Genomic DNA, 21,148 nt, shown 5'->3' with positions numbered 1-21,148 from the left:
TCGAACGGGACGTTCACAGTGGCCTCCCTGCCGCGACGGTGACGGGTGCGCCGGTGGCGTACGGCGCGAGTGCACGGCCGAGCGCCTCCGGCACCCGGGCGGGCACCGTACGGTTGTTCGGCCCCCGCATGCAGGCGACCCGCTGCGTGCCCCGGGCGACGAGCGTCTCGACACCGGCGACGCCGAGCCGGACGTAGTCGAAGCCGAACTCGACCTGGGTCTGGGCCAGCTCCAACAGCCTCATCCGGATCGCCAGTTCGTCGAAGGCGGTGATCTCGGCGAAGAACTCGCAGTCGACCCGCAGAGTGAACAGCTTGAGGTCGTCCTGCAGGTCGGCCAGCACCTGCGGGGCCCGCTCCCGGAGGAACATCTCCCGGCAGCGGCCCTGCCATCGCAGGTAGTTGACGTAGTAGACGTTACCGACGATGTTCGTCTCCTCGAACCCGACGACATGCCGGTACTCGTAGTACTGCTCCATGGGTCACCGTCCCTCGGTCAGCACCGCGAAGACCACCGGTTCGGTGACGTCGCGGACGGTAGTGGCGAAGGTGGCCACCCGTACGTCGCCGGAGACCAGCACGCTCCAGCCCGAGCGGGTGACCGGATGCAGGACCAGCGGGTCGTCACTGCGACGGCCGGCCTTCTGTAGACACTCCAACGCCGTCCACACCCGGGTGGCGGCGACGTCGATCTCCTCGCCCGCCTCGGCGGCGAGAAGCCGGGCCAGGTCGGTGTGCCGACCGAGCAACCCGGCCCACGTCTGCGCCGACCGTCCGGTGACCGGTTCGACGTCGCAGCCCACCGTCTCCGCGCTGGAGACGCAGAGGGTCAGCCCTGCGCCGTGGGCCACCGACAGGTTCTGCCCGCCGGGTACCTCCGGGCGACCGTCGGGCCGATACCGGACCTCGACCGGCCTGCCGAACACCTGCCCGGCCGCCGACCGGGTCCGGGCGCGCCGACGGGCCACGTGGTCGGCCGGGCCGTCGTCCGGGCCGTCGGGCTGGACCGTCACCGCCACCGGCGTACCGACCAGGTCGTCGAGGGTGCGTTCCAGATAGGAGCCGAGCAACGGTGCCACCCACGGCCCGCTGCCGTCCTGTCTGCGAACCGCCCGCAGCCGCAGTCCCTCCCACCGCTCCACGGTCCGCCCGTCCGGGTCGCGCAACGCCACGTCGTAGACGTAGGTGTCGCCGTCGCGGCTGCGTTCCACAGCGCAGAAGCGCAGGTCCCGCCGGCCCGACAGGGCCGCTGCGCCGGGGTGGATCCGGTCCACGCCCATCGGCAGCAGGGTCGCGTCGGGGACACACACCTGGTTTCCGTGCATCAACGCATCCCGGACACCGGGATCACCGAGCAGCAGTTCGTCCGGCACGAAGGGTGCGAACCAGTCGACCCCGTCCAGGGCGGCGACCTCGGCGTCGACGCACTTGGCAGCGGCCCGCCGGTAGCCGCGGAGACGCTGGAACCGGGAGCCCTGGAAGAGCAGACCGCCGTAGAGGTCCGCGTCCGGGGCCAACGACACCGGCCCCAGGTCGTCCGACAACTGCTCCGGTGGGCCCTCGGGCGCCGGTCCGACGCCGTATCGCAACCGCGCGGTGAAGTGGTCGGCGACGAAGTCGGTGTCCTCGCTGCGGACGGCCACCTCGACGGTGTCGTCGTCGGTGGCGACCGCCCCGACCCTGATTCGACCACGACCGTACGGCGGCACGATGATCGGCCGCAGGAACTCGGCCCGCTCGATGACCGGCACGTCGTCGGTGCCCCTCACCGCGGCGGCGACCTGGGCCATGGCCTCCATGCCGAAGACCGCCGGGAAGAGCAGGTTGCCGTCGAGGAGGTGGTCTGCCAGATAGAGATCGGTGCCGACGTTCAGTTCCGTCTCGGCGACCAGCTCCACTCCCGGGTAGTGCACCAGCGGCTTCTCCAGGAACCGCCGCAACGGCAGCTCCGGCCGGTCGTACCCGATGGTGTCGATGCCCTGGGTGCGGCCGGAGACGACGACCGTACCGGTGGCCTCGGGGTCGGCCAGCAACCGCCGCAGGACGGCCACGCCCTGGTCCGGGGTGAGCGCGGCGACGCCCTCCCGGTGCAGCGCCTCGACCACCGACAGCCGCTCCCCCATCCCGACACCCGACCACACCGACCACTCCAGGCAGAGGGTGCGGCAGTGACGGTGACGGCGACCGAAGCCGGTGGTGGCCTCGGCCAGCCAGTCGTTGGCGGTGGCGTAGTGCGCCTCGCCGCGCAGCCCGGCCCGGCCGATGATGCTGCCCAGGGTGACCAGCAGCCGCAGCCGTTCCGGATCCACTGCCGCCAGGGTGGCCGAGAGACCGTCCAGCTTGGGCGCGAAGGTGCGGCGCACGGCCCCCATGTCCAGGTTGGCCAGCGCCGTCGGCTCGTTGCGTCCGGCACCGTGCAGGACGGCGGTCACCGGACCGAGGTCGGCCGTCAGCTCGGCGACCGCCCGCCGTACCTGGTCGGGATCGGTGACGTCGGCCCGGGCGTACCTGACTGTGACACCGGCCGCCGTCATCCGGGACAGGTTCGCGGCCAGCTCCGGATCCTCGGCCGGGGCCGACCGGCCGAGCAGTGCCAGGCTCGCGCCCGAGTCGGTGGCCATGGCCAAGGCGCACTCGGCGGTGATGCCCTTGCCGCCGCCGGTCACCAGCAGCACGTCGGTGTCGTCCAGCACCGGGCGGCTGACCTGCGGACGCACGGACATGGCCCGCAGGACGGGCACCCGGCGGGTGCCGTCGGCGTCGTAGTCGACCTCGACGAACCCGACTGTGCCCGCCACCTCGGCGGTCACCCGCTCGACAGCGCCGGAGGCGTCCGACAGGTGCACCACTGTGACCCGCAGGTGCGGTGCTTCCAGGCGCAACGTCTTGGCCAGTCCGGCCCCGCCACGACCATGGTCGACCAGGACGAACCGGGTGCCCGGTCCACCCCGCGCAGCCTGCTGGGCACCGCGCAGCGCGTGTTCCAGCGCCTCCTCGGGACAGTCCTGCGGCAGCCACACGAGCACCCCGCCACCGAGGCGGGCTCGGTGCAGCTCGGCGAGCAGCTCCGTCGCCAGTGGGTGGTCGTCGGCGGCGAAGAGCTGCCAGGTGCCGTCCTCCGGCGCGCCGGCACGGGTGGGTGGTTCGGCCACGTCGAGGTCGATCCGCCACGCGCGCGCCCACGGGGCGGCGCCGGCGACCACCGGTGCCGCGACGGCGTCGTCAGCGGAGGCGGTGGCGGCGAGGGTGTCCAGCGCCTCGGCCAGCTCCTGGACCGTGGCCACCGCGAAGTTCGTCGGCACCGCTGCCGGCGGCACGTTCAGCCGCTGGGCCAGCTGATTGACCACCTGGCCGACGGTGATCGAACTCAGATGCAGGTCGTCGAGGAGGCGACTGTCCGGCCGGACGGTCTCCGGGGGCAGTTCGGCCCGCTCGGCGGCGATCCGACGCAACAGGTCGACGGTGGTCTCGCCCGGCACCACGGCGGCCGACTGGGCGTCCGCCTCCGCCACCGGCACCGGACCGGCGGCCCGCACCGGTAGGTCCACCGAAGGTGCCTGCTCGCACGGGTTGGCGAAGAAGGAGAACTCGGCACCGACCGCCAGCGGTCGGATCAGCCGCCCGTGGAACAGCGCCGCCTCGATCCGGGCCGCTCCGACGACGTAGGCCGACCCGACCACCGTGAGCAGGCTGACGATGGACTCGTCGTCGGTGTCCAACGACACCGCAGGTACGTCGGTCGCCCGACCGGCCAGGCCGGCGAGCACCCGGCCGGGCCCCACCTCGACGAAGAGGTCGACGGACTTCGCGGCGAGCCCCACCGCCTGGGTGAACAGCACCGGGTCGGTGATCTGTCGACGCAGCAGGGCCGGCACGTCGGTGTGCGGCGGCAGCAGGTCACCGGTCACGGTGGAGATCACCCGACCGGCCAACGGATGCCATTGCCGGTCGGCCAGCGCGGCACCGAACTCGTCGGCGGCGGGGGCCACCAGGGGCGAGTGGAAGGCGTGTGACACCGGCAACACGGTGGCGGTGAAGCCCGCGTCGCCGGCCCGCTGGCAGGCCGCCCGTACCGCCTCGTCGGTGCCGGCGACGACGGTGTTGCCCGGGCCGTTGTAGGCCGCCACCACGACCGGTAGGTCGGCCAGGAGCGGATCGAGGGCCTCGGGATCCGCGGCGAGGCTGGCCATCATGCCCGACGAGCTGTGCCGGGCCATGGCGGCTCCGCGAAGACTGGCGATGCGCAGCAGGTCGGCCTCGTCGAGCACACCGGCCCAGTGCAGGGCGGACAGCTCACCGAGGCTGTGTCCGACGGCGATCGAGCTTTCGATGCCCAACGTGTGCAGCACCCGCAGGCCGGCGGTGGACCCGGTGACGATGCGGGGCTGGGCGACCTCGGTGGCGACGACGTCCCCACCGGTGGGCAGGTCGGCGCGCAGGTACGTCTCCTCGACCTCGGTGAAGCGCCGACGCAGTGCGCCACCGCTGGTGCCGCGCCCGGAGCCCTGCCCGGGAAACAGCAGCCCGATGCGGCCAGGACCGTTGACGTGGCCCAGCAGGCTGCGGCCGTCGGAGGAGAACTGCCGGGTCTCGCCGGCCTCGACCGCCGTACGCAGCTGCCGCAACCGCCGCTCCGCGTCCTCCGGCGACGTCGCCACGACCGCCGCCCGGTACGGCAGGTCGCGTAGCTCGCCGTGCAGCGTGGCACCGAGGTCCGCCAACTGCGCGTACGACACCGAACCCACGAAGTCGACCAGCCGGGTCAGCCGCTGGACCAGTTCCGGTGCGGAGGCGGCGTCGACGGCCAGCAGTTCGGCGTCCTGGATCGAGGCGGCCAAGGCGCGGGTCCGGGTGTCCAGCGGCACGCGGCGGCGAGGACGCGGGTTCTCCAACACGATGTGGGTGTTGATGCCGCCGAAGCCCATCGCCGTGACACCCGCCCGGACCGGAACGTCGGTGGGCCACGCCTCGGCCTTGCGCAGCACGCGTAGCGCCGGCGACGTGCCGGTGAGCACCTCGTGCGGGTCGACGCACCCCACGGCCGGGGGCAGGACCTCCTGGTGGACCGCCATCGCCGCTTTGATCAGACCCGCCACTCCGGCCGCGGCCTTGGTGTGTCCGATCATGGCCTTGATCGACCCGACCGCCGCCGGCAGGCCCGCGCCACCGGCGGCCGTGCGGGCCGCGGACAGCGCCGTCAGCTCGGTGGTGTCCCCGACGCTGGTGCCGGTTCCGTGCCCCTCGAACAGGCCGACCGTCTCGATGCCGAACCCGCTGCGCTGGTAGGCCCGCCGCAGCGCCAGGCGGTACCCGCCGACCTCCGGCCGGGTGATGCCACCCTTGCCGTCCGAGGAGATGCCCCAACCGGTGAGCGTGGCGTAGATGCGGTGGCCGGCGGCGACCGCGTCGCCCTCGCGCATCAACACCACCATCCCGCAGCCCTCACCGGGCCAGAAGCCGTTCGCGGAGCGGTCGTACACGCGCATCTCGCCGCGCGCCAGCGCACCCGTCTTGGCGAACCCGATGATCTCGAAGGGATCGATCGACAGGTCCACACCACCGGCGACCGCCACGTCCACGTCGCCGTCGATCAGCGTCTTACCCGCCGTGGCGACCGACAGCAGCGAGGACGAGCAGGCCCCGTCCACGGTGTACCCGCCGCCTTTGAAGTCGAAGTGGTTGCAGATCCGCCCGGCGATCGTGTTGGACAGCGCCCCGGCCAGAGTGTCCTCGTCGACCTGCGGGAACGGGCTCTTGAAGGTCGCCTCGAACTCGTCGAGGAACGTGCCCAGCTGATCGTCGTCCCAGTCCTGCTCCTTGAGCGCCGCCGCCACCATGCGCCGCACGTACGGCCACCGCAGGCGCAGTTGGTTGGCGCGGGAGAACTCACCGGTGAGGCTGTTGCCGACCACCACCCCGGTGCGCTCGCGCGGCAGCCCGTCCCCCATCGGGAACCCCGCGTCGGCCAGGGCGCTCGCAGCCACGTCGAGCGCCAGCCAGTGGGTCATGTCCGTGGAACGAAACGTGCTGCCGGCAATCTTGTAGGCGATCCGGTCGAACTCGTATCCCTCGATGACGGCGGCATTGCGCGCGTAGAACCTGTCTGGAGCCGCCGGGTCGGCGTCCCAGTAGTCGTCGAGGCGCATCCGGACGTCCGGCAGCCGGCGGAACGCTCGCCGGCCGGCGAGCGCGTTCTCCCACAACTCCCTCGGCGAGGTGGCGTCCGGGTACCGGCACGCCATGCCGACGACGGCAATTCTCGTCATTTTCTGATCGCCTTTCTTCGGTGACCCGATGCCGTTTCGGCAAAGCCACCGACCATCTGAGGACAGTCGACTCGGGTCAGGCGCGCCGGGTAGACGCGAACGTGCTCTTGATGCGTCGGCGCCACACCTCGTACACGGGGGTGGCACCGACGGCGGCGAGGTCGATGCGGGCCTCGTCGGTCACCGCCGCCGCCGCCTGGGTCGGCAGCCCGCACAGGATCCGGGTGGCCACCTCGTTGTGCGGCACCACCAGCCCGGCCCGGACCCGCGCACCAGCCGCGAAGGCCGCGCCCTGGGCGAGGTCGGCGGCGTACGGGCCGGCAGCGTCACGCAGCCAGGTCAACTCCTGCGCCCCGGCACCGCCCGCGTAGGTGGCGGCCAGGCCGGCACCGGCGTACAGGTCGGGCCGGCGGTCGGCGGCGAAACGGTCGAAGGTCTGCACCACCCGGCGTGCGTCGGTGCCACAGACGAACCAGGTGGCCCGGCCGACCCCCTGGTCGACGACCCTGGCGGCGTAGTCGGCCGGCCCCTCGACCGGCCACGGGAAGCGGTCGTGACGGTACTGGCCGTCGACGTACCGGCTGGTCTTGAAGTACGCCTGGTGGAACCCGTACCCGTCGAGGACCAGCCAGCGCAGCAGTGGGTCCGGGGCGTGCAGTCGCCCCCAGAGCGGACGGGGCAGCCGAGCCATCGCCCAGCCGACCCCCACGTAGGCCATGTACACGTGCCGGTCGCCCCGACCGGCCAGCAGGTCGCGCACGTGCCGACCACCACCGGGGAGGGCGTCGCGGACGGCTGAGGCCATCGCCGCACCCTCGTAGGCGAAGCCCCGGTACGGTGCCGCCACGGCCTCCAGAGGGACCTCCGCCTCGGCGGCGGTACGCGCCTCGGCCGCGGCCGCGTAGCCGGTCAGGAAGTACCGACCGACGTTCTCCAGACGTTCCCGCCCGGCCTGGTCCTTGACGTGGAAGCCACGTACGGACATCAGGGTCTGCGAGACGTCAGGGGTGAGGACTCGACGCCGAAGCGTCCGCCAAGCTTTCATCAGGGCTCCCGACTGAAGCGATGTCAGCCCATTCTTGAACGCTCACCCCCGGCATTTCTTCTTCGCTGTTGCGGACTGGCCCACCCGGCGCAGAACAGCGCATTCCCGCCCGACACAGGTCGGGCGGGAATGGATAGCAGAAAGCACTACTGAACTGATCTTCCCACTGTCGACAATTGAGCCCGGACCCGCTCACGCCACACTTCGTAGTCCGGTTCCCCGGTGGTCGGCAGTCCGTCGGCGACCACGTCGTCGGCCAGCACGGCTGCTGCTTCGAGCGACATACCGGTCAGCGCCGGGACCGCGACTCGGGCGTGCTCCGGCACGAACCCGGAGAAGACCCTGGCCTTCGCGGCGAACACCGCCCCCTGCGCCAGGTGGGAGGCGTACGGACCGGCGGCGCGCACCAGCGCCTGCAACCCCGACGCGTCGCAGCCGCCGGCGAAGGCGGCCGCCAGTCCGACGCCACTGAACAGGTCGGCCTGCCGCTGGTCGGCGAAGCGTCCCACAGCAGTCGCCACGTGGTCGGGCCGGGCGGTGTGGATGAACCACAGGGCACGACCGATGCCCTGGTCGACGGCGCGGGGGAAGTAGTCCGCCCGGCCGCGCCACGGATACGCGGCGAGCCGTTCCTGCCGATCGACCCACCGCGGCGTCTCGAAGTAGGCCCGGTCGAAGCCGTACCCGTCGACGGCCAGCCAACTCATCGTCGGGTAGTAGGGGGTGCCGGTGAGGTCGGGCAGGACCTTCTTCCACAGCGGTCGCGGCAGCCGCGCCATCGCGAAGCCGATCCCGATGTAGGTGAGGAAGGTGTGCGGTAGGCCGGGCCCCGCGAGCAGGGCTGCCGCCCGCCCGCCACGACCGGGGCCCATGGTGTCGAGGATGGTCAGGGCCATCGCGGCCCCCTCGTACGCGAAGCCGCGCATCTCGGGCTCCACGAGTTCGAGACGGCGCTCCAGCTCCCACTGGCCGCGGCTGTCGATGCCCCACTCGAAACCGCAGACGACCGCCTGCGGAACGGCCTCCAGTCGACGGGTGACCCCTTCGTCGCCGGGTGGGAAGCCCCGACGGGTGAAGGTCGTCTCCACCAGTGCGGGCGTCAGCACCAGTCGCCGCAGCGAACCGAGAGCAGTCGGCATGGTCGTTCCTCCTTCACGCCCCGGGCGGGGCTTCACTGTCGCGGCGCCACGACCCCGGCGTCCGTACCGGCGATCGGGGCCGCCGGCCGACGGGACGGGGCCGCCGCAGGATCAGGGCCAGGACGACGAGGATCAGGACCCCGTCGAGAACCAGCAACCCCCGGCTGAACAGGTCGTCGCCGACGTGGTGGTGACCGGGGACCGGGACCTCGTCGCGATCGGCGCCGATCGTCGGGGCCACCCCGTCCATCCCGGCGACGACGAACCGTCGGACCCCGGTCTGTTCCCGACCGTCGGGCAGCAGCACGTGGTAGGCCAACAGGTAGGTCCCCGGCCGGACGATCGACAGGCCGACCGTGACGTCCTCGCCCACCAACTGGGGAGCACCGGTGGAGACGACCGGACCGCCCTCGGCCGGGGAGACGCTCAGGTGCACCCGGACCGGGTCCACCGGCCGGCTGAAGGTGACCGCCGCGGCGGCCGGCGCGGCGGCGAGCACCTCCCCGTCAGCGGGAAAGGTGCCCACCAGCCGCACCGGATCCGGATCGGGCGCCAGCGACAACCCGAACACGATCACCACCATGGCTGCCACCACCGCGTTGCCCCAGCGTGCCGGGACACGCCGGAGGGCGGGTGTCCCGGCAGCGTGGCCGGTGCTCACGACGACGTCGACACGACCGTCCCCGGTCGGACACATGAACAGTTCATGTGCTGCGACTCGGCGGCGGTGGGCCGTAGGTGATAGATCATCGCGAGCACCATCGGAACGAAGACCACGGTGTTGTAGAACAGGTGCAGCTCCACCCGGGGCAGCACCAGTTGCAGCAGGCTGGTGGGTACCGCCTGGCCGAAGAACACCGTCCCGCTCTGCGCCTGGACGAACAGCAGCAGGTGCTCCACGTGGTGGAAGAACTGGACACCGAACGCGATCAGCCACGCGGTACGGGCCCGGCCCACGAAGGCACCGCGCAGCACCCAGAGCCCGATCAACATGATCAGCGCGTATCCGTAGTGCAGCCACTCCGACGTGACCAACCACGGGTAGGCCAACCCGAGCACCCCACGGGCCTGCGGAACGGGCCAACCGAGCACCCAGATCTGGTACGCCTGGGTGAGGTGCTCCGCCCAGTGGGCGATGACGATCAACATGAACGCGTTCAGCGCGAACCGGTGGTGCCGCCCGTTGATCTTGTCTGCCAGGCCGGCCGTGGTTCTCGGTGCCACGTCTGTGCCCATCTGACCTCCCTCACACAGGGTCGGTCGGGTACCGACCCGAGACGGATCCCCGTCAATCCACGATGCCTGCCGCCGGTCGCGTCCCACGCCTCTCTGCGTGCTTCCTTTCACCGGCGTCGGAGGGGACGGCCGACCAGTCGGCGGCACAACGCTCACCGACGACGGCAGCGGCTGTGGCGCTGGCCCAGGCCGTGAGGTCGACCAGCGTCCGGTCGTCCGGGTGGTGGCGTCGGAACTCACCGACCACCTCCTGGTCGATCCGGTACGAGGCGAGCGCGGTGAGCAGTGCGAGCCGTCCCGCCGCGGCGTCCGCCGGGGTCAGGTCGACGAGGAGCCGCTCACACCACTGCGTACTCAGCCCGGTCTCCTCGCCGCGCCACTCGGCCAGCCGGTCCTGCACCAGCCGGCGTACGACCGGTGGCACGGAGCGCTCTGCGGCCGCGTCGAAGACCCGATAGGCCGCGGCGAACGCCCGGGCGACCTCCGGCTGCCCGTCGACCCACCGCGGACCCGTCCCGGCCGGTGCCGCAGGCAGCAGTGCGGTGGCCCGCCCGGCTCGGCGTGGCTCCCGTAGCGTGGGGCGCAGGATCCGGCTGATCCCCTGCTTGAGCCGCCGCCGGGAGCGGGGGCTGAGGCCCGGCGGAAGCAGGTAGTTCGACAGGAACACGTTGACCATGCGCGCCACGTAGTGGAACGCCACCACGACTCCGACGAGTTCGGCCCGTTGTGCCGCTGTCAGATCGGCCGGGGCCGGCGCCCGGTCGTCCGACTGGTGCGCGGTACGCGCCCACGCCGCCACGGCACGCAGGCGCGGATCGGCCACCTCCTCGATCCGGTCGGCGGCCACCGCCTCGGCGTCGTGCTCACCGGAGAGGTCGTACATGCCCACCGTGTGCATGTCCGCGCAGTACGGACAGATGTTGGCGATGGAGACCGCAGCGGCGGCGGCCTCCTTCGCCGCCCGATCCACCCCGTCGGCGGCGAGCGGTTCCCGCAGTAGCGCCCAGTAGCCCGCGAGCACGTCCGGGGCCGGCGAGTGCAGCATCGCCGGTGGTACCACCAGCCGCATCTCCTCGGCCACCTGCGCGTAGACCTCGGCGACCAGACCGGTGGCCCGCAGCGCCGGCACGACGGTGACGTACTTGACCTGTCGCTGAACCACTGAGGACGCGACTCTACCGGCGACCATCTCCACCTCCAGAGCGTTGCCCAGGCTCCGACCTCGACCGGGCGACGCCGCACGTCACCCTGACGACCACCGACGGGCGGCGGGTGGGCCTGGTCGTCCGCCAGTATGGAACCGCCGAGGCCGCCGGAAACCCTCCACTGCGGACATCGCAAGCCAGGAGAAGACCTGGTGCGACCCGGTGCACGAGCGCAACGACGGAGATGCGGGTCTCGGGCACCACCGCGACGATGGGTCCGGCGGCAACACGGCCGACCGCCGAGTCCGCGGCACCCCGGGAGGAGACCTCCCCCAGGCCGCACCCGGTGAGGCCCCGTCGCTTCAGGCGACGATCGCGGCGCGATCCGGCGCGGCGTGCAACTGCTGGACAGGAGACGACGTGGTGCACCCCGACACACCCGAGCCGGACGCGGACCGGACCCTGGTACTCGAAGCATTCGCGGACACCATCATCCCCGGGGAGAAGCGCACCCCCGACGACCGTGCCGTCGCCGGGGCTTCACCCGGCCCAGGCGCGGTCGCGGCCGGGGCGGTGGAACTCGTCGAGCACCCCGCCGGTGGGCTCGCACCCGCGCTGGACGCCATGGTCCTCGCACTGAACGAGCATGCGCTCGACTTCGCCGCCGAACGACGGCTGAGCCTCGACGACGACGTGCCGCCCTTCGTGGCCCTGTCCTTCGACCACCGCACCGCACTCGTCGACCGGCTCACCAGACCGGATCACCCGGAGAAACAGATGTGGGTCGGACTCGCCCTGTTCAGCAACATGGCGTTCGACAGCGCCGCCCACCGCAGCACTCCCGAAGCGCTGGCGGCCGGGCACCCGGGCCTGCTGACCATCGGGTACGCCCTTCCGAACGGTGACGGCCTCTGGCGCTTCGCGCCGTACTCGTACGGTCGGCGCCTGGCCGACCCCCACCCCGACACGACAGCCACCGGGAGCCCGGCATGAACGCCACGGAATCGACAGACGTCCTCGTCATCGGCAGTGGCTTCGGAGGCGCCATCCCGGCGTACCACCTCGCCGCCGGAGGAGCCCGGGTCACCGTACTCGAACGCGGCCCCTGGCTGCGCAGCGAGGAGTTCGACCAGGACTTCCTCCTGGGCTCGTCCTACACCCGGGCCTTCGACTTCGTGGTCGGCGACGGGATGAGCGTGCTCGGCGGCAACTGCGTCGGCGGCGGCAGTGTCGTCTACTTCGCCACCATGCCCCGAGCACCCAGGTTCGTCTTCGAGCGTCAGGGCAGTCTGGGCCGGCGCATGTGGCCGGCCGCGATCAGCCGAGACGACCTCGATCCGTGGTACGACAGGGTCGCCGAGGCGCTGCCCATCACCCGGACCGAGTGGGACACCGTCCCGTACGCCGGTGGCCTGTTCGCCGCCGCCTGTCGGCACGCGGGCCGGACGGCGAATGCGGCACCGTCGGCGATCGACGTGGCACAGTGCACCAACTGCAACTGGATGATGGCCGGCTGTCGGTTCGACGCCAAACGGTCCCTGCTGCTGAACTACCTGCCCGCCGCGCTGGCGCACGGCGCGCAGATCCGCCCGTTGCACGAGGTCCAGAGCATCTCACGCACCGACGACGGTTACCGGGTCCACTACCGGGTCGTCGACGCCGAGGACTACCGGATCCTGCACGACAGCGGCACCATCGACGCCAAGATCGTGGTGGTGGCGGCCGGGGCCGGTGCCACCCCGGTGATCCTGCAGCGTTCCGAGGGCACCCTGGGGCCGATGCCCCACGCGGTCGGTCGCTACTTTTCCGGCAACGGGGAGCGGCTGAACACTGCGGTGTTCGACGAGGACCGGGTCCGCGAGGTGCTCGGGCTGAGCCGGCCGGACGGCACCGCCTACCAGGCGTACCAGATCGGCCGTGGGCCCACGGTGGCCAGTTGGGACCGGTTGGACGGGAACCTGCCCGAGTTCGAGCGCTACTCGCTGGAGCAGCTGTACTTCCCGCCCGGCCTGGGCACGATCCTCGCCCAGGTGGCGGGGTCGGACCCGCCGTCCTGGTTCGGGGTGAGGAAGAAGGAGATGCTGCGCCGGTGGCAGTCCTGGCTGACCATCTTCATCATGTCCGAGGACGACAACGAGGGCGTCTTCGGCCCGCCACCGGAGACCGGCAACGCCAACCGGTTCTCCCAGCAGATGCTCGGCCACGGTCCGCTGAGCTACCGTCCGACCGCCAACACCTGGCGCGGTTGGTCGCTCGCCGACGCGGACATCAAGGACATCCTCGAACGCGACGGACTGGCCACGGTCAGCCCGTGGACGAACGACCTGGTCGGCGCGTACACGGTGCACCCCCTGGCGTCCTGCCGGATCGGGGACGACCCGGCGACGTCGGCGCTCGACGACCGACACGAGCTTCGCGGACATCCGGGAATCTTCGTCACCGACGGTTCGGCGGTGCCCGGTGCGCTGACCGTGAACCCGGCCTCCACCATCGCAGCGCTGGCCGAGCGGGCCGTACCGGGCATCGTCCGGGCAGCTCAGGAACGGGGCGTGGCGGTCACCTACGGCGCACCGTCGCCGGACGGCGCCACCGCGGGTCGTCGCGCCGTGATGAACGACGTGAAGGCCTGACGGGGCCGCCCGAGACGCGCCGGGCGTCGTCGGTCGTCAGGGCCCTGCTCCCCCGAAGGTGGTCGGGCCTGGGATCGCCATGCGAGCGGCGGTCTCGGGCTCCCGCCCGCAACCATCGACCACGAGCCGAGACCTCGACGGCGAACCGACGGGATGCCGGCGACCACCGACGACGGATCGACCGGACCCACGTCGATGCCGCAAAGTGTCGAGGACGATTGCCCAGCTCGTTCCTTCTGACTCCGAGTAACGCTTACCCGCCGCTCAGTTCTCACTTTGGGTAACTGCGCCGAAGACATTCGCCGGCTTCGCGGCGCACATTTCAGTCTCGTTCTGCCACGCAGTTCGATTCACCCGGGGGGCCGTCCTGGCGGAAGTGACGACGGGGGTACGCGCTGAGCGGCACTTATTGCCCTCGCCGATCTCGGGCCGCAGGCCTCCGGTCGCCGCGAATCGGCATCCACTGACGCACATCCCATGAGGATTCCCCATCGGATCGACAGGGAATTAATAGCTCACACTGAGTCACTGGCTATCGCCCTCCGTGATCGCCCTGTTCGAAGCGACGCGGAGGGCTCGCCGGAACGCAGGGGCGGGACATCCCGTATTGACCGGATCCGGTATACGTCCTGAGCAGGACATGCCACGACCAAACTGCCCTTTTACCGCGGAAAGCGCGTCGGCGAATTCGCTCACTTTCCGGGACACATGTTTCACTTTCCCCAATCGACCCACGGCTGGTAAGTGGTGCGTGCCGCTACCCGCACACCATCAGCTTCGACCCCTGAATGGCACAGAACCGCTGCTCAGCAGGGATACCACTTCCCGATTGCGGCGCGGCAACCAAATGGGATGAGCAGTGTTGTCAACCCGTCAGCCCTCGACTAACCTCGATGCGAGCAGAGCAAACGACCGAGCGGCACGCCACATCCGCTCACATTGTCAAATAGCCGTCGCTTCAATTGGATGGCTTACAGAAATGTGTTCGTTATCCGCGGAGACCGGACCAGCTGGCTCCGTCCGGATAGCCGCTGCCGACGCTGCCATCAAAGGGGGAAACCGTGGAGGATCCGATCGAGAGAGCGGTCAAACGCGCGATCACCACCATGCGGGAGAATCTCGGAGATCAACTGACAGTGGACGACCTCGCCCGTTCGGCGATGTTCAGCAAGTTCCACTTCACTCGCATGTTCCAACGAGCAACCGGCATCTCACCTGGACGCTTCCTCTCGGCACTGCGCCTCCAGCACGCCAAGTACCTGCTCGTCTCCACCTCGCTGAACGTCGCCGACATCAGCCTCCGCGTCGGCTACAACAGCGTCGGGACGTTCAGCTCCCGCTTCACCCGCAGCATCGGGATGTCACCGTCCAACTACCGCCGGCGTGCCGGGTTCACCTCGCACATCCCCACCGACCCCGAGTTCGATCCGGGAGAACGGTTCAACGCCCGCATCCACGGCGACACACGGATGTTCGCGGACCATCCCGCCGGGATCGTGTTCCTGGGCCTGTTCCCGAACCGGATTCCGGAGGGCCGTCCGGTTCGATGTACCGTCCTGCACGAGCCGGGACCGTACAGCTTCGAATCGGTGCCGACGGGCACCTGGCACCTGCTGGCGCAGACGGTCTCCGCCGAGGCTCTCGCCCGTCCCGGTGCCGACCACGTCGGGCAGGACGTGTCGGTCGCCAGTGAGGGGCCGTTGGAGATCGGACCCGACACCGACCTCCGGGTGGATCTGACCTTCCAGCCCGCCCGCGATCTCGACCCACCGGTGCTGCTGGCACTGCTCGACATCCGGAAGGTCGCGCTCGCCACCGTCGCCGCCCGCGCCGAGTGGAACCGCACGCCGACGGACCCACTGCCTCTGACGACCGCTGCGGAGGGCCTCCAGGCCGTGGACCGTAGCGCGGCATGACCTGCCCGGGAGGCCGGCGGCGGAGCGCTTCCCACGACCCAAGTAGGGAAGGGGACGGCTCCGTCGCTGCCCGGCCAGTGCTGACCGGGCATGGAAGACTTCCCTGACGCTAGGGGCTCGACAGGGGGGCGGCATGCGGATATCAGACCTGAGCCGACAAACCGGCGTGCCCGTGGGCACGATCAAGTTCTATCTGCGTGAGGGGCTGCTTCCACCCGGCAGGTTGACCAGCCGCAACCAGGCGCAGTACGACGAGAAGCACCTGCGGCGGCTCTGGCTGATCCGCGCCTTCACCACCATAGGACAGCTCGACCTCTCCTCGGTGCAGGTGCTGTTGTCCGCCATCGCCGACGACCAGCTGCCGGTGCCGGAGCTGTACGGTGTGGTCAACCGCGCCATGTTCCCCGAGGACACCGCCGTCGGGCAGGATCCGAGCCGGGACCGGTCGGAGTTGGCCCAGGCCCACTCGGACGTCGACGGCCTCCTGGACGACCTCGGCTGGCGGGTGCCCTTCGGCGTACCCGGACGGCAGACGTTGGCCGAGGTGCTGGCCGCGATGCGCAGGCTCGGCTGCGGCTGCGGAGCCGACTACTTCCTGGCCTACGGCCGGGCAGCCGAGCAGCTCACCGACCTGCCGCCGGCGGGGGCAGCCGTCGAGCGGGCAGCGGTGGTGGCCCGAACGATCCTGATCGAGACGGCGTTCGCAGCCCTGCGCCGGATGGCCCAGGAACACGTCGTCAGCACCCGGCTCGTGCCGCCGCTGGCACCGGATCCGGCGGCCTGAGCGCGAGCCGCACAACGTGGACGGCGTCCGCGTCGGGCACCTTCCGGTGCCGTCAGCGGACGCCGTACTCCTTCAGGTAGCGACAGTCGCGACGGTCAGGCGCGGGAACCGGGGATCGCCGCCGCGAACTGCCCCGGCTGCCGACCGGGGCCGGCGGGACCCCGGTACGCCTGCGCGATCTCCAGCCAGTTCCGCGCCACGTCACCCTCGGCCGCGACGGCGAGGTCGGCGTGGTGCCGGCGTCGCGTCGCCAGCAGACAGAAGTCGACGGCCGGGCCGGTGACGCGCTGGTCCGCGTCGGCCGGGCCGAACTCCCACACCTTCCCCGACGGCGCGGTGATCTCGAACCGCATCTGCACGTCCGGCACGTCGATCTTCCGGGCCAGATAGCCGAAGTCCCAGGTGCGTACGGCGAACCCGACCAGGTGGCCGATCCGGTCGTCGTGCCGCCTGCGGATGCCGAGCGCGTCGGCGACGTCCTGCCCGTGTGCGAACAACTCCATCATCCCGGCACAGGCCAGCACGGCGGCCGGAAGCGGCCGCACCAACCACGGCACCATGTGGTCGCCCGGCAGGGCGCTGAGGGCGCGCTCAGCGGCGACGCGCTCCTCGCGCCACCGCCGCAGCAGCTCCGGCGGCTCCTCGGCCAGGTATCCGGCGAGGGCCGCGTCCACGTTGGCGCTGAAGTCGGGCGTGAGGCGGGAGACGACCGCCGAGAACCGCCCGGCATCCGACGCCGCCAGAGCGGCGAGTTTGAAGGTGGCGGCCAGGTGGGCGATCTGGTGGGCGACCGTCCACCCGGGAGCGGGGGTCTCGGTCCGCCATCCCTCGGTGTCGAGGTCGGCGACCATGGCGTCGACCTCTCCGCCGGCAGCCACCAGGTCTGAATACACGGTAGAAGGTGACACGTGGTACTCCTCGCCTCGATTCCGGTCCCGACCGGGTGCCGCCGTCGGGGGCACCCGCTGACGTCCGCGCTGTCGCCGCGGGGGGGTCAGTCGAGCATGCGGGTCCGCTCTCGTCGGCGTCATCTCTGGTCGTGCTCGCCGCTGCGACGAGGTGCCGACGGGCACCGGGCGCCTGTTCACCACCGACCCGGTCACCCGACCCGGTCACCGTCGGCCGTCCGTACGAGGTGGGTCAGGCCGGCTGCGGGGAGGAATCCTCGACGGGGCGCAGGGGCGTCCCGGCGGGTCGGGACTCCCCCATGAAGTGCACGATCTCCTCGTGGTTCGTGGAGGTCACGGCGTTGAGGGCACCCCGCCGGTAGTAGACGTCGACGACGACGGGCCGGGGGTCCGGGGTGACCGTCGCGCCGCAGCGGAGCCGGGCCAGGACCTCCGGCACGTCGAAGTCGAACCGGACGTCGACACGGCGGAAGAACTCGACCCCACCGACCTCGACCAGCGGCAGGTCGGTGGGCTCACAGACCGGCTGGGTGAGCAGGTCGTACCGGTAGACCTCGTCGAGCAGGGGCCGGACCGGGTCCGGCAGCCGGGGTGCGACCTCCTCCTGCCACCACAGCTCCAACGCCCGTCGCCCCGCCGAGGTGGTGAACAGGTAGCCGATGGCCCGGGCGTACGCCGGGGCACCTCCGCCGTGTCCCCGCTCCGCCGCCTCCCGCAACGGCACCGCCTCGGCCCACCCGGTGGTGTCGGCCCAGTCGGCGAGGCTGTTGAGCACCCGGGACTGCTCCCACCCGGCCAGCTCCCGCAGGGGCAGCCAGACGTGGCGCAGGACCGCGTTCTCCGCGATCACCCGGGCCCAGAACAGGAACCGCTGCATCCGGGCGTTCTCCGCGAACGACATCGTCCGGTGGGACAGGACGTACTGGAAGTCGTCGTGGTCCCCGCGCAGGGCCACGATCCCGTGGGCGGCCATGTTGTCGGCGTACTCGGTGTTGGGCAGGAGCATGATCGGGTAGACGGCGATCCTGGACACGTGGCGGGCCAGTTCGTCGTACCCGCGCAGGAAGGAGTCGACGGTCTCCCCCGGGGCACCCCAGATCAGCTCGGCATAGCAGTCCAGCCCCTCCCGGTTGAGCCACTCCACCAGTTCCCGCCAGTCGTTGACCTTCATGTTGCGCCGACGCATCAGGGTCAGCGCCGTGTCGTCCAACGACTGCAGGGCCAGGGTGAACGAGCTGCGCAGCCCGGCCTGCTTCATCCGCCGGACGATCTCGTAGAACACCTTGGACTTGTTCTTGGCCCAGGAACTCTCGAACGCCAGCGGGAACCCGTACCGGCGTTTGATCTCGATGAGGTCGTCGACCAGCTCCAGGTCGATCGGCATCATCCCGAAGTTGGCGTCACAGGCGACGACGGTGTGCACGCCCAGCTTCGCGAACAGCTCCAGCTCGGCCCGCAGCCGGGCCCGGGAGAAGGCCCGTACCCGCTGCCCGACCGCCCCACCCCAGTAACAGAACGAGCACTTGTACGGGCAGCCCCGGTTGGTCTCGATCAGGGCCACGTCGTACCGGAACCGCCCCTGCGCGTCGACCAGGTCGATCGCGCCGGTGAGGAAGGGTGAGGGGATGACGTCGAGATCCTCGATCCGGGGCCGGTCGGGGTTGGTGACCACCGTCGCGTCCGGTCGCCACCAGGACGTACCCGCCACCTCCCCCAGGTCACGCGGGGAGGTCCCGGCCAGCCGGGCCCGGACCAGCTCCCGGAACGTCAGCTCCCCCTCCCCGTTGACCACCACGTCGACCTCGGGGTGGAGCCGGAACACCCGCCCGGCCTGCCCGGTGACGTGGGTCCCGCCGAAGATCGACCAACCGTCGGGATTGAGCTGCTTGAAGGTGGCGGTGAGCGCCCCGAAGGCCCGCTGGTTCCACCCGAGGACCGAGAAGGCCAGGACGTCGGGCACCCCGTCGGCGAAGAGCCTGTCGGCCATCTCGCCGTGGGTGACCCCGCCCCGGAAGTTGCAGATCGTCACCTCGACCCGGTCACAGAGGTCCGGGTCGGCCAGGATCATCGCCTTGAGGTAGCCGGCCGCCAACGGCATCGACTCCAAGGGCATGTCCCACACGCCCTGCTGCACCAGCACAACCTTGAGACTGGGCACGTCGGCCTCCGACGTAGGGGAACGAGTAGTGGAGGGGAAGGCGGACCCCGGGGGCCACCTCAGGGGTGTAGGCGCCGGTCCGTCACTTCCGGTAGATCGAGATGTACCGCTGACAGGAGTCGACGAGGGGCCGCCCGGCCCAGTCGGCCCACTGCGCCTCCAGGGTCAGACCCGCGACCCGGGCCATCAGGTCCATCTCGGAGGGCATCACCGACCGGACGTACATGGGGAAGAACTTGATGCCCTCGGCGCCGAGGACCGCGAACTGGATCGCCGACCGCTGGGTGATCCGCTCCCGACGGGTGAAGGTCATCAGGACGTGGTCCTTCTCCACCCGCAGGGTCTGGGTCCGCTGTCCCCTGTCGTACCGGGCCGGGTCGGGGATCGAGCACTGGACGACGAAGCGTCCCCCGGGCGCCAGGACGTCGGCGACCCGCTCGAAGCACCGGATCTGCGACTCCTGGTCGGTGACGAAGGGCAGGGTGTCGAAGACCGCGTACGCCATGGAGAACGTGTACGGCAGGGTGAAGTCGGTGAAGTCCGCGACGTGGACGGTCACCCGGTCACCCCCGGGCTTGGCCTTGAGCTTGCCGAGCATCCCCTCGGAGGCGTCGATGCCGTGCACGTCGATGCCCCGGTTCGCCAACGGGACCGCCACCCGGCCGGTGCCCACCCCCAACTCCAGCACCGGGCCGTCGCCGGCGTTGTCGGCGAGCCACTGGATGGTCTCCTCGGTGTCCCCCGGGTCACCGGCCCAGCCGAAGTCGTCGAACAGGTCCGCGATCGCGTCCCCGTAGGTCGACAGCTCGAAGCCCTCCATACCCGCACCTCTCTCGCGCCCGACTGACCGGGCGGACCGGCCAGGCAGGCATCGTGACCTGCGGGATCAGTCGGCCGCTGCACCGTTGTGAGCACGACGACGAAGTCCGTTCCGACGGTCGGGGAGAACGCTCCGGACGGCCCGCGGCACCCGCCGCGTCGTGCCTTTGCCGACGCCATGAGCGTTGTTACAGTGACCGTGCCCTTGCTGGGCGCAACCAATCAGGGGGAGAGACGGCATGGCTGTCGGTCGCTGGGCGGCAGTGACACTGGACTGCGCGGACGTCACCGAGTTGGCGGAGTTCTACGAGCAGGTGGCGGGTCTGAAGGCGGTCCAGGTCAGTGAGACGGGCGCGTACCTGAGCAACGGCGACGGTGTCGCACTCGCCATGCAGCGGGTCGACGGCTACCGTGCTCCACAGTGGCCGTCACAGGACGTGCCCCAACAGTTGCACCTCGACCTCGCGGTCGACGATCTGGATGTCGCCGAGGCCGAACTGCTCCGCCTCGGTGCCACCAAGCCGGCCGACCAGCCCGGCGGTGGCAAGTGGCGGATCTACCTCGATCCGGCCGGGCATCCGTTCTGCGCGTCGGTATGGAACTGAGCCGTGTGTTGATCACCTGATGAGGAGAACCGGCACCATGAGTTCGACCGTGACAGCCTCCTTCAAGATCGAGTCCTGGGACGAGGAGGAGTGGCAGGAGTCCCCGGAGGGCATGAAGTTCTCCAAGGCCCAGGTGACGAAGACCTTCACCGGTGAGTTGTCGGGGACCAGCCGGGCCCAGTTCCTGTTCGCCTACGGTCAGGGCGGCAACGGCTACGTCGGGCACGAGCGGCTCGACGTGAGCATCGGCGGCAGCAAGGGAAGCTTCGTCCTGCAACACCAGGCCGTCGGACTGGTCAGCGACGAGGGCGGTGCCGAGTGGCACATCGTCCCCGGCACCGGGACCGGCGACCTGGCCGGTATCCAGGGCACCGCGAGCATGCGTCGGCTCCCGGACGGCAGCCACACCTTCACCCTGACCTACGACATCCTCGACGAACTGGTCTAGGCGCACCCGGGACGGGCCGTCGGCATCCGCCGACGGCCCGTCGTCGTCTG

General features: G+C 70.8%; 16 protein-coding genes. 6 read left to right on the top strand and 10 right to left on the bottom strand.

The features are described from left to right. Nucleotides 1-13 precede the first annotated feature (13 nt). From WHN02_RS17125 to WHN02_RS17095, 7 genes are all read right to left on the bottom strand, one after another. A complete protein-coding gene (locus tag WHN02_RS17125) occupies nt 14-478 on the bottom strand; it encodes an acyl-CoA thioesterase (RefSeq protein WP_350896611.1) in 465 nt (154 codons plus the stop codon). 3 nt (nt 479-481) lie between these two features. After that, complete coding sequence (locus tag WHN02_RS17120; protein ID WP_434739745.1) at nt 482-6,265, bottom strand: SDR family NAD(P)-dependent oxidoreductase; 5,784 nt, start codon at nt 6,263-6,265, stop codon at nt 482-484. A gap of 76 nt (nt 6,266-6,341) precedes the next feature. Continuing rightward, nucleotides 6,342-7,310 carry a DUF1702 family protein gene (locus tag WHN02_RS17115; protein WP_434739744.1) on the bottom strand — a complete coding sequence of 323 codons (969 nt, stop codon included), beginning with the start codon at nt 7,308-7,310 and terminating at the stop codon, nt 6,342-6,344. A gap of 146 nt (nt 7,311-7,456) precedes the next feature. Next, a complete protein-coding gene (locus tag WHN02_RS17110; protein WP_350899108.1) occupies nt 7,457-8,449 on the bottom strand; it encodes a DUF1702 family protein in 993 nt (330 codons plus the stop codon). Nucleotides 8,450-8,462: 13 nt separating this feature from the next. Then, a complete protein-coding gene (locus tag WHN02_RS17105; RefSeq protein ID WP_434739743.1) occupies nt 8,463-9,110 on the bottom strand; it encodes a copper resistance CopC family protein in 648 nt (215 codons plus the stop codon). After that, a complete protein-coding gene (locus WHN02_RS17100) occupies nt 9,107-9,685 on the bottom strand; it encodes a hypothetical protein (RefSeq protein WP_350899111.1) in 579 nt (192 codons plus the stop codon). Before WHN02_RS17100 ends, WHN02_RS17105 begins: the two co-directional genes overlap by 4 nt. A gap of 52 nt (nt 9,686-9,737) precedes the next feature. Beyond that, complete coding sequence (locus tag WHN02_RS17095) at nt 9,738-10,847, bottom strand: carboxymuconolactone decarboxylase family protein (RefSeq protein ID WP_434739742.1); 1,110 nt, start codon at nt 10,845-10,847, stop codon at nt 9,738-9,740. Between the two features lie 406 nt (nt 10,848-11,253). On the opposite strand from WHN02_RS17095, the gene WHN02_RS17090 reads away from it, so the two are divergent. The 4 genes from WHN02_RS17090 (at nt 11,254) to WHN02_RS17075 (ending at nt 16,160) form a co-directional block, all read left to right on the top strand. Further along, nucleotides 11,254-11,823: a DUF5987 family protein gene (locus WHN02_RS17090; protein ID WP_434743981.1), complete on the top strand. Its 570-nt coding sequence runs from the start codon at nt 11,254-11,256 to the stop codon at nt 11,821-11,823. Continuing rightward, nucleotides 11,820-13,460 carry a GMC family oxidoreductase N-terminal domain-containing protein gene (locus WHN02_RS17085; protein WP_434739741.1) on the top strand — a complete coding sequence of 547 codons (1,641 nt, stop codon included), beginning with the start codon at nt 11,820-11,822 and terminating at the stop codon, nt 13,458-13,460. Before WHN02_RS17090 ends, WHN02_RS17085 begins: the two co-directional genes overlap by 4 nt. Before the next feature lie 1,106 nt (nt 13,461-14,566). After that, on the top strand, nt 14,567-15,376 hold the full coding sequence (locus WHN02_RS17080; protein ID WP_434743980.1) for a helix-turn-helix domain-containing protein: 810 nt from the start codon (nt 14,567-14,569) through the stop codon (nt 15,374-15,376). Nucleotides 15,377-15,548: 172 nt separating this feature from the next. Further along, nucleotides 15,549-16,160, top strand: a complete 612-nt coding sequence (locus tag WHN02_RS17075; protein ID WP_434739740.1) for a MerR family transcriptional regulator — start codon at nt 15,549-15,551, stop codon at nt 16,158-16,160. A gap of 95 nt (nt 16,161-16,255) precedes the next feature. On the opposite strand, the gene WHN02_RS17070 is transcribed toward WHN02_RS17075, so the two are convergent. The 3 genes from WHN02_RS17070 to WHN02_RS17060 all read right to left on the bottom strand — a co-directional run bounded on the left by WHN02_RS17070 (nt 16,256) and on the right by WHN02_RS17060 (nt 20,046). Beyond that, nucleotides 16,256-17,011, bottom strand: coding sequence for a TIGR03084 family metal-binding protein (locus WHN02_RS17070; protein ID WP_434743979.1), 756 nt, complete (start codon nt 17,009-17,011; stop codon nt 16,256-16,258). A 289-nt stretch (nt 17,012-17,300) separates the two neighbouring features. Then, nucleotides 17,301-19,190 (bottom strand): KedN5 family methylcobalamin-dependent radical SAM C-methyltransferase, encoded by a 1,890-nt coding sequence (locus tag WHN02_RS17065; protein ID WP_434743978.1) that lies wholly within the window; start codon nt 19,188-19,190, stop codon nt 17,301-17,303. Between the two features lie 118 nt (nt 19,191-19,308). Continuing rightward, complete coding sequence (locus WHN02_RS17060) at nt 19,309-20,046, bottom strand: class I SAM-dependent DNA methyltransferase (RefSeq protein ID WP_434739739.1); 738 nt, start codon at nt 20,044-20,046, stop codon at nt 19,309-19,311. A 238-nt stretch (nt 20,047-20,284) separates the two neighbouring features. Here WHN02_RS17060 and WHN02_RS17055 point away from each other — a divergent pair, with 238 nt between their 5' ends. Then, complete coding sequence (locus tag WHN02_RS17055; RefSeq protein ID WP_434739738.1) at nt 20,285-20,650, top strand: VOC family protein; 366 nt, start codon at nt 20,285-20,287, stop codon at nt 20,648-20,650. 37 nt (nt 20,651-20,687) lie between these two features. Continuing rightward, nucleotides 20,688-21,098, top strand: a complete 411-nt coding sequence (locus WHN02_RS17050; protein WP_434739737.1) for a DUF3224 domain-containing protein — start codon at nt 20,688-20,690, stop codon at nt 21,096-21,098. Nucleotides 21,099-21,148 lie beyond the last annotated feature (50 nt).

This window comes from Micromonospora sp. SH-82 (assembly GCF_051132485.1).
GTDB lineage: Bacteria > Actinomycetota > Actinomycetes > Mycobacteriales > Micromonosporaceae > Micromonospora.
Note: the sequence above shows the minus strand (reverse complement) of the source record. Positions and strands in the feature narration are given on the sequence as shown.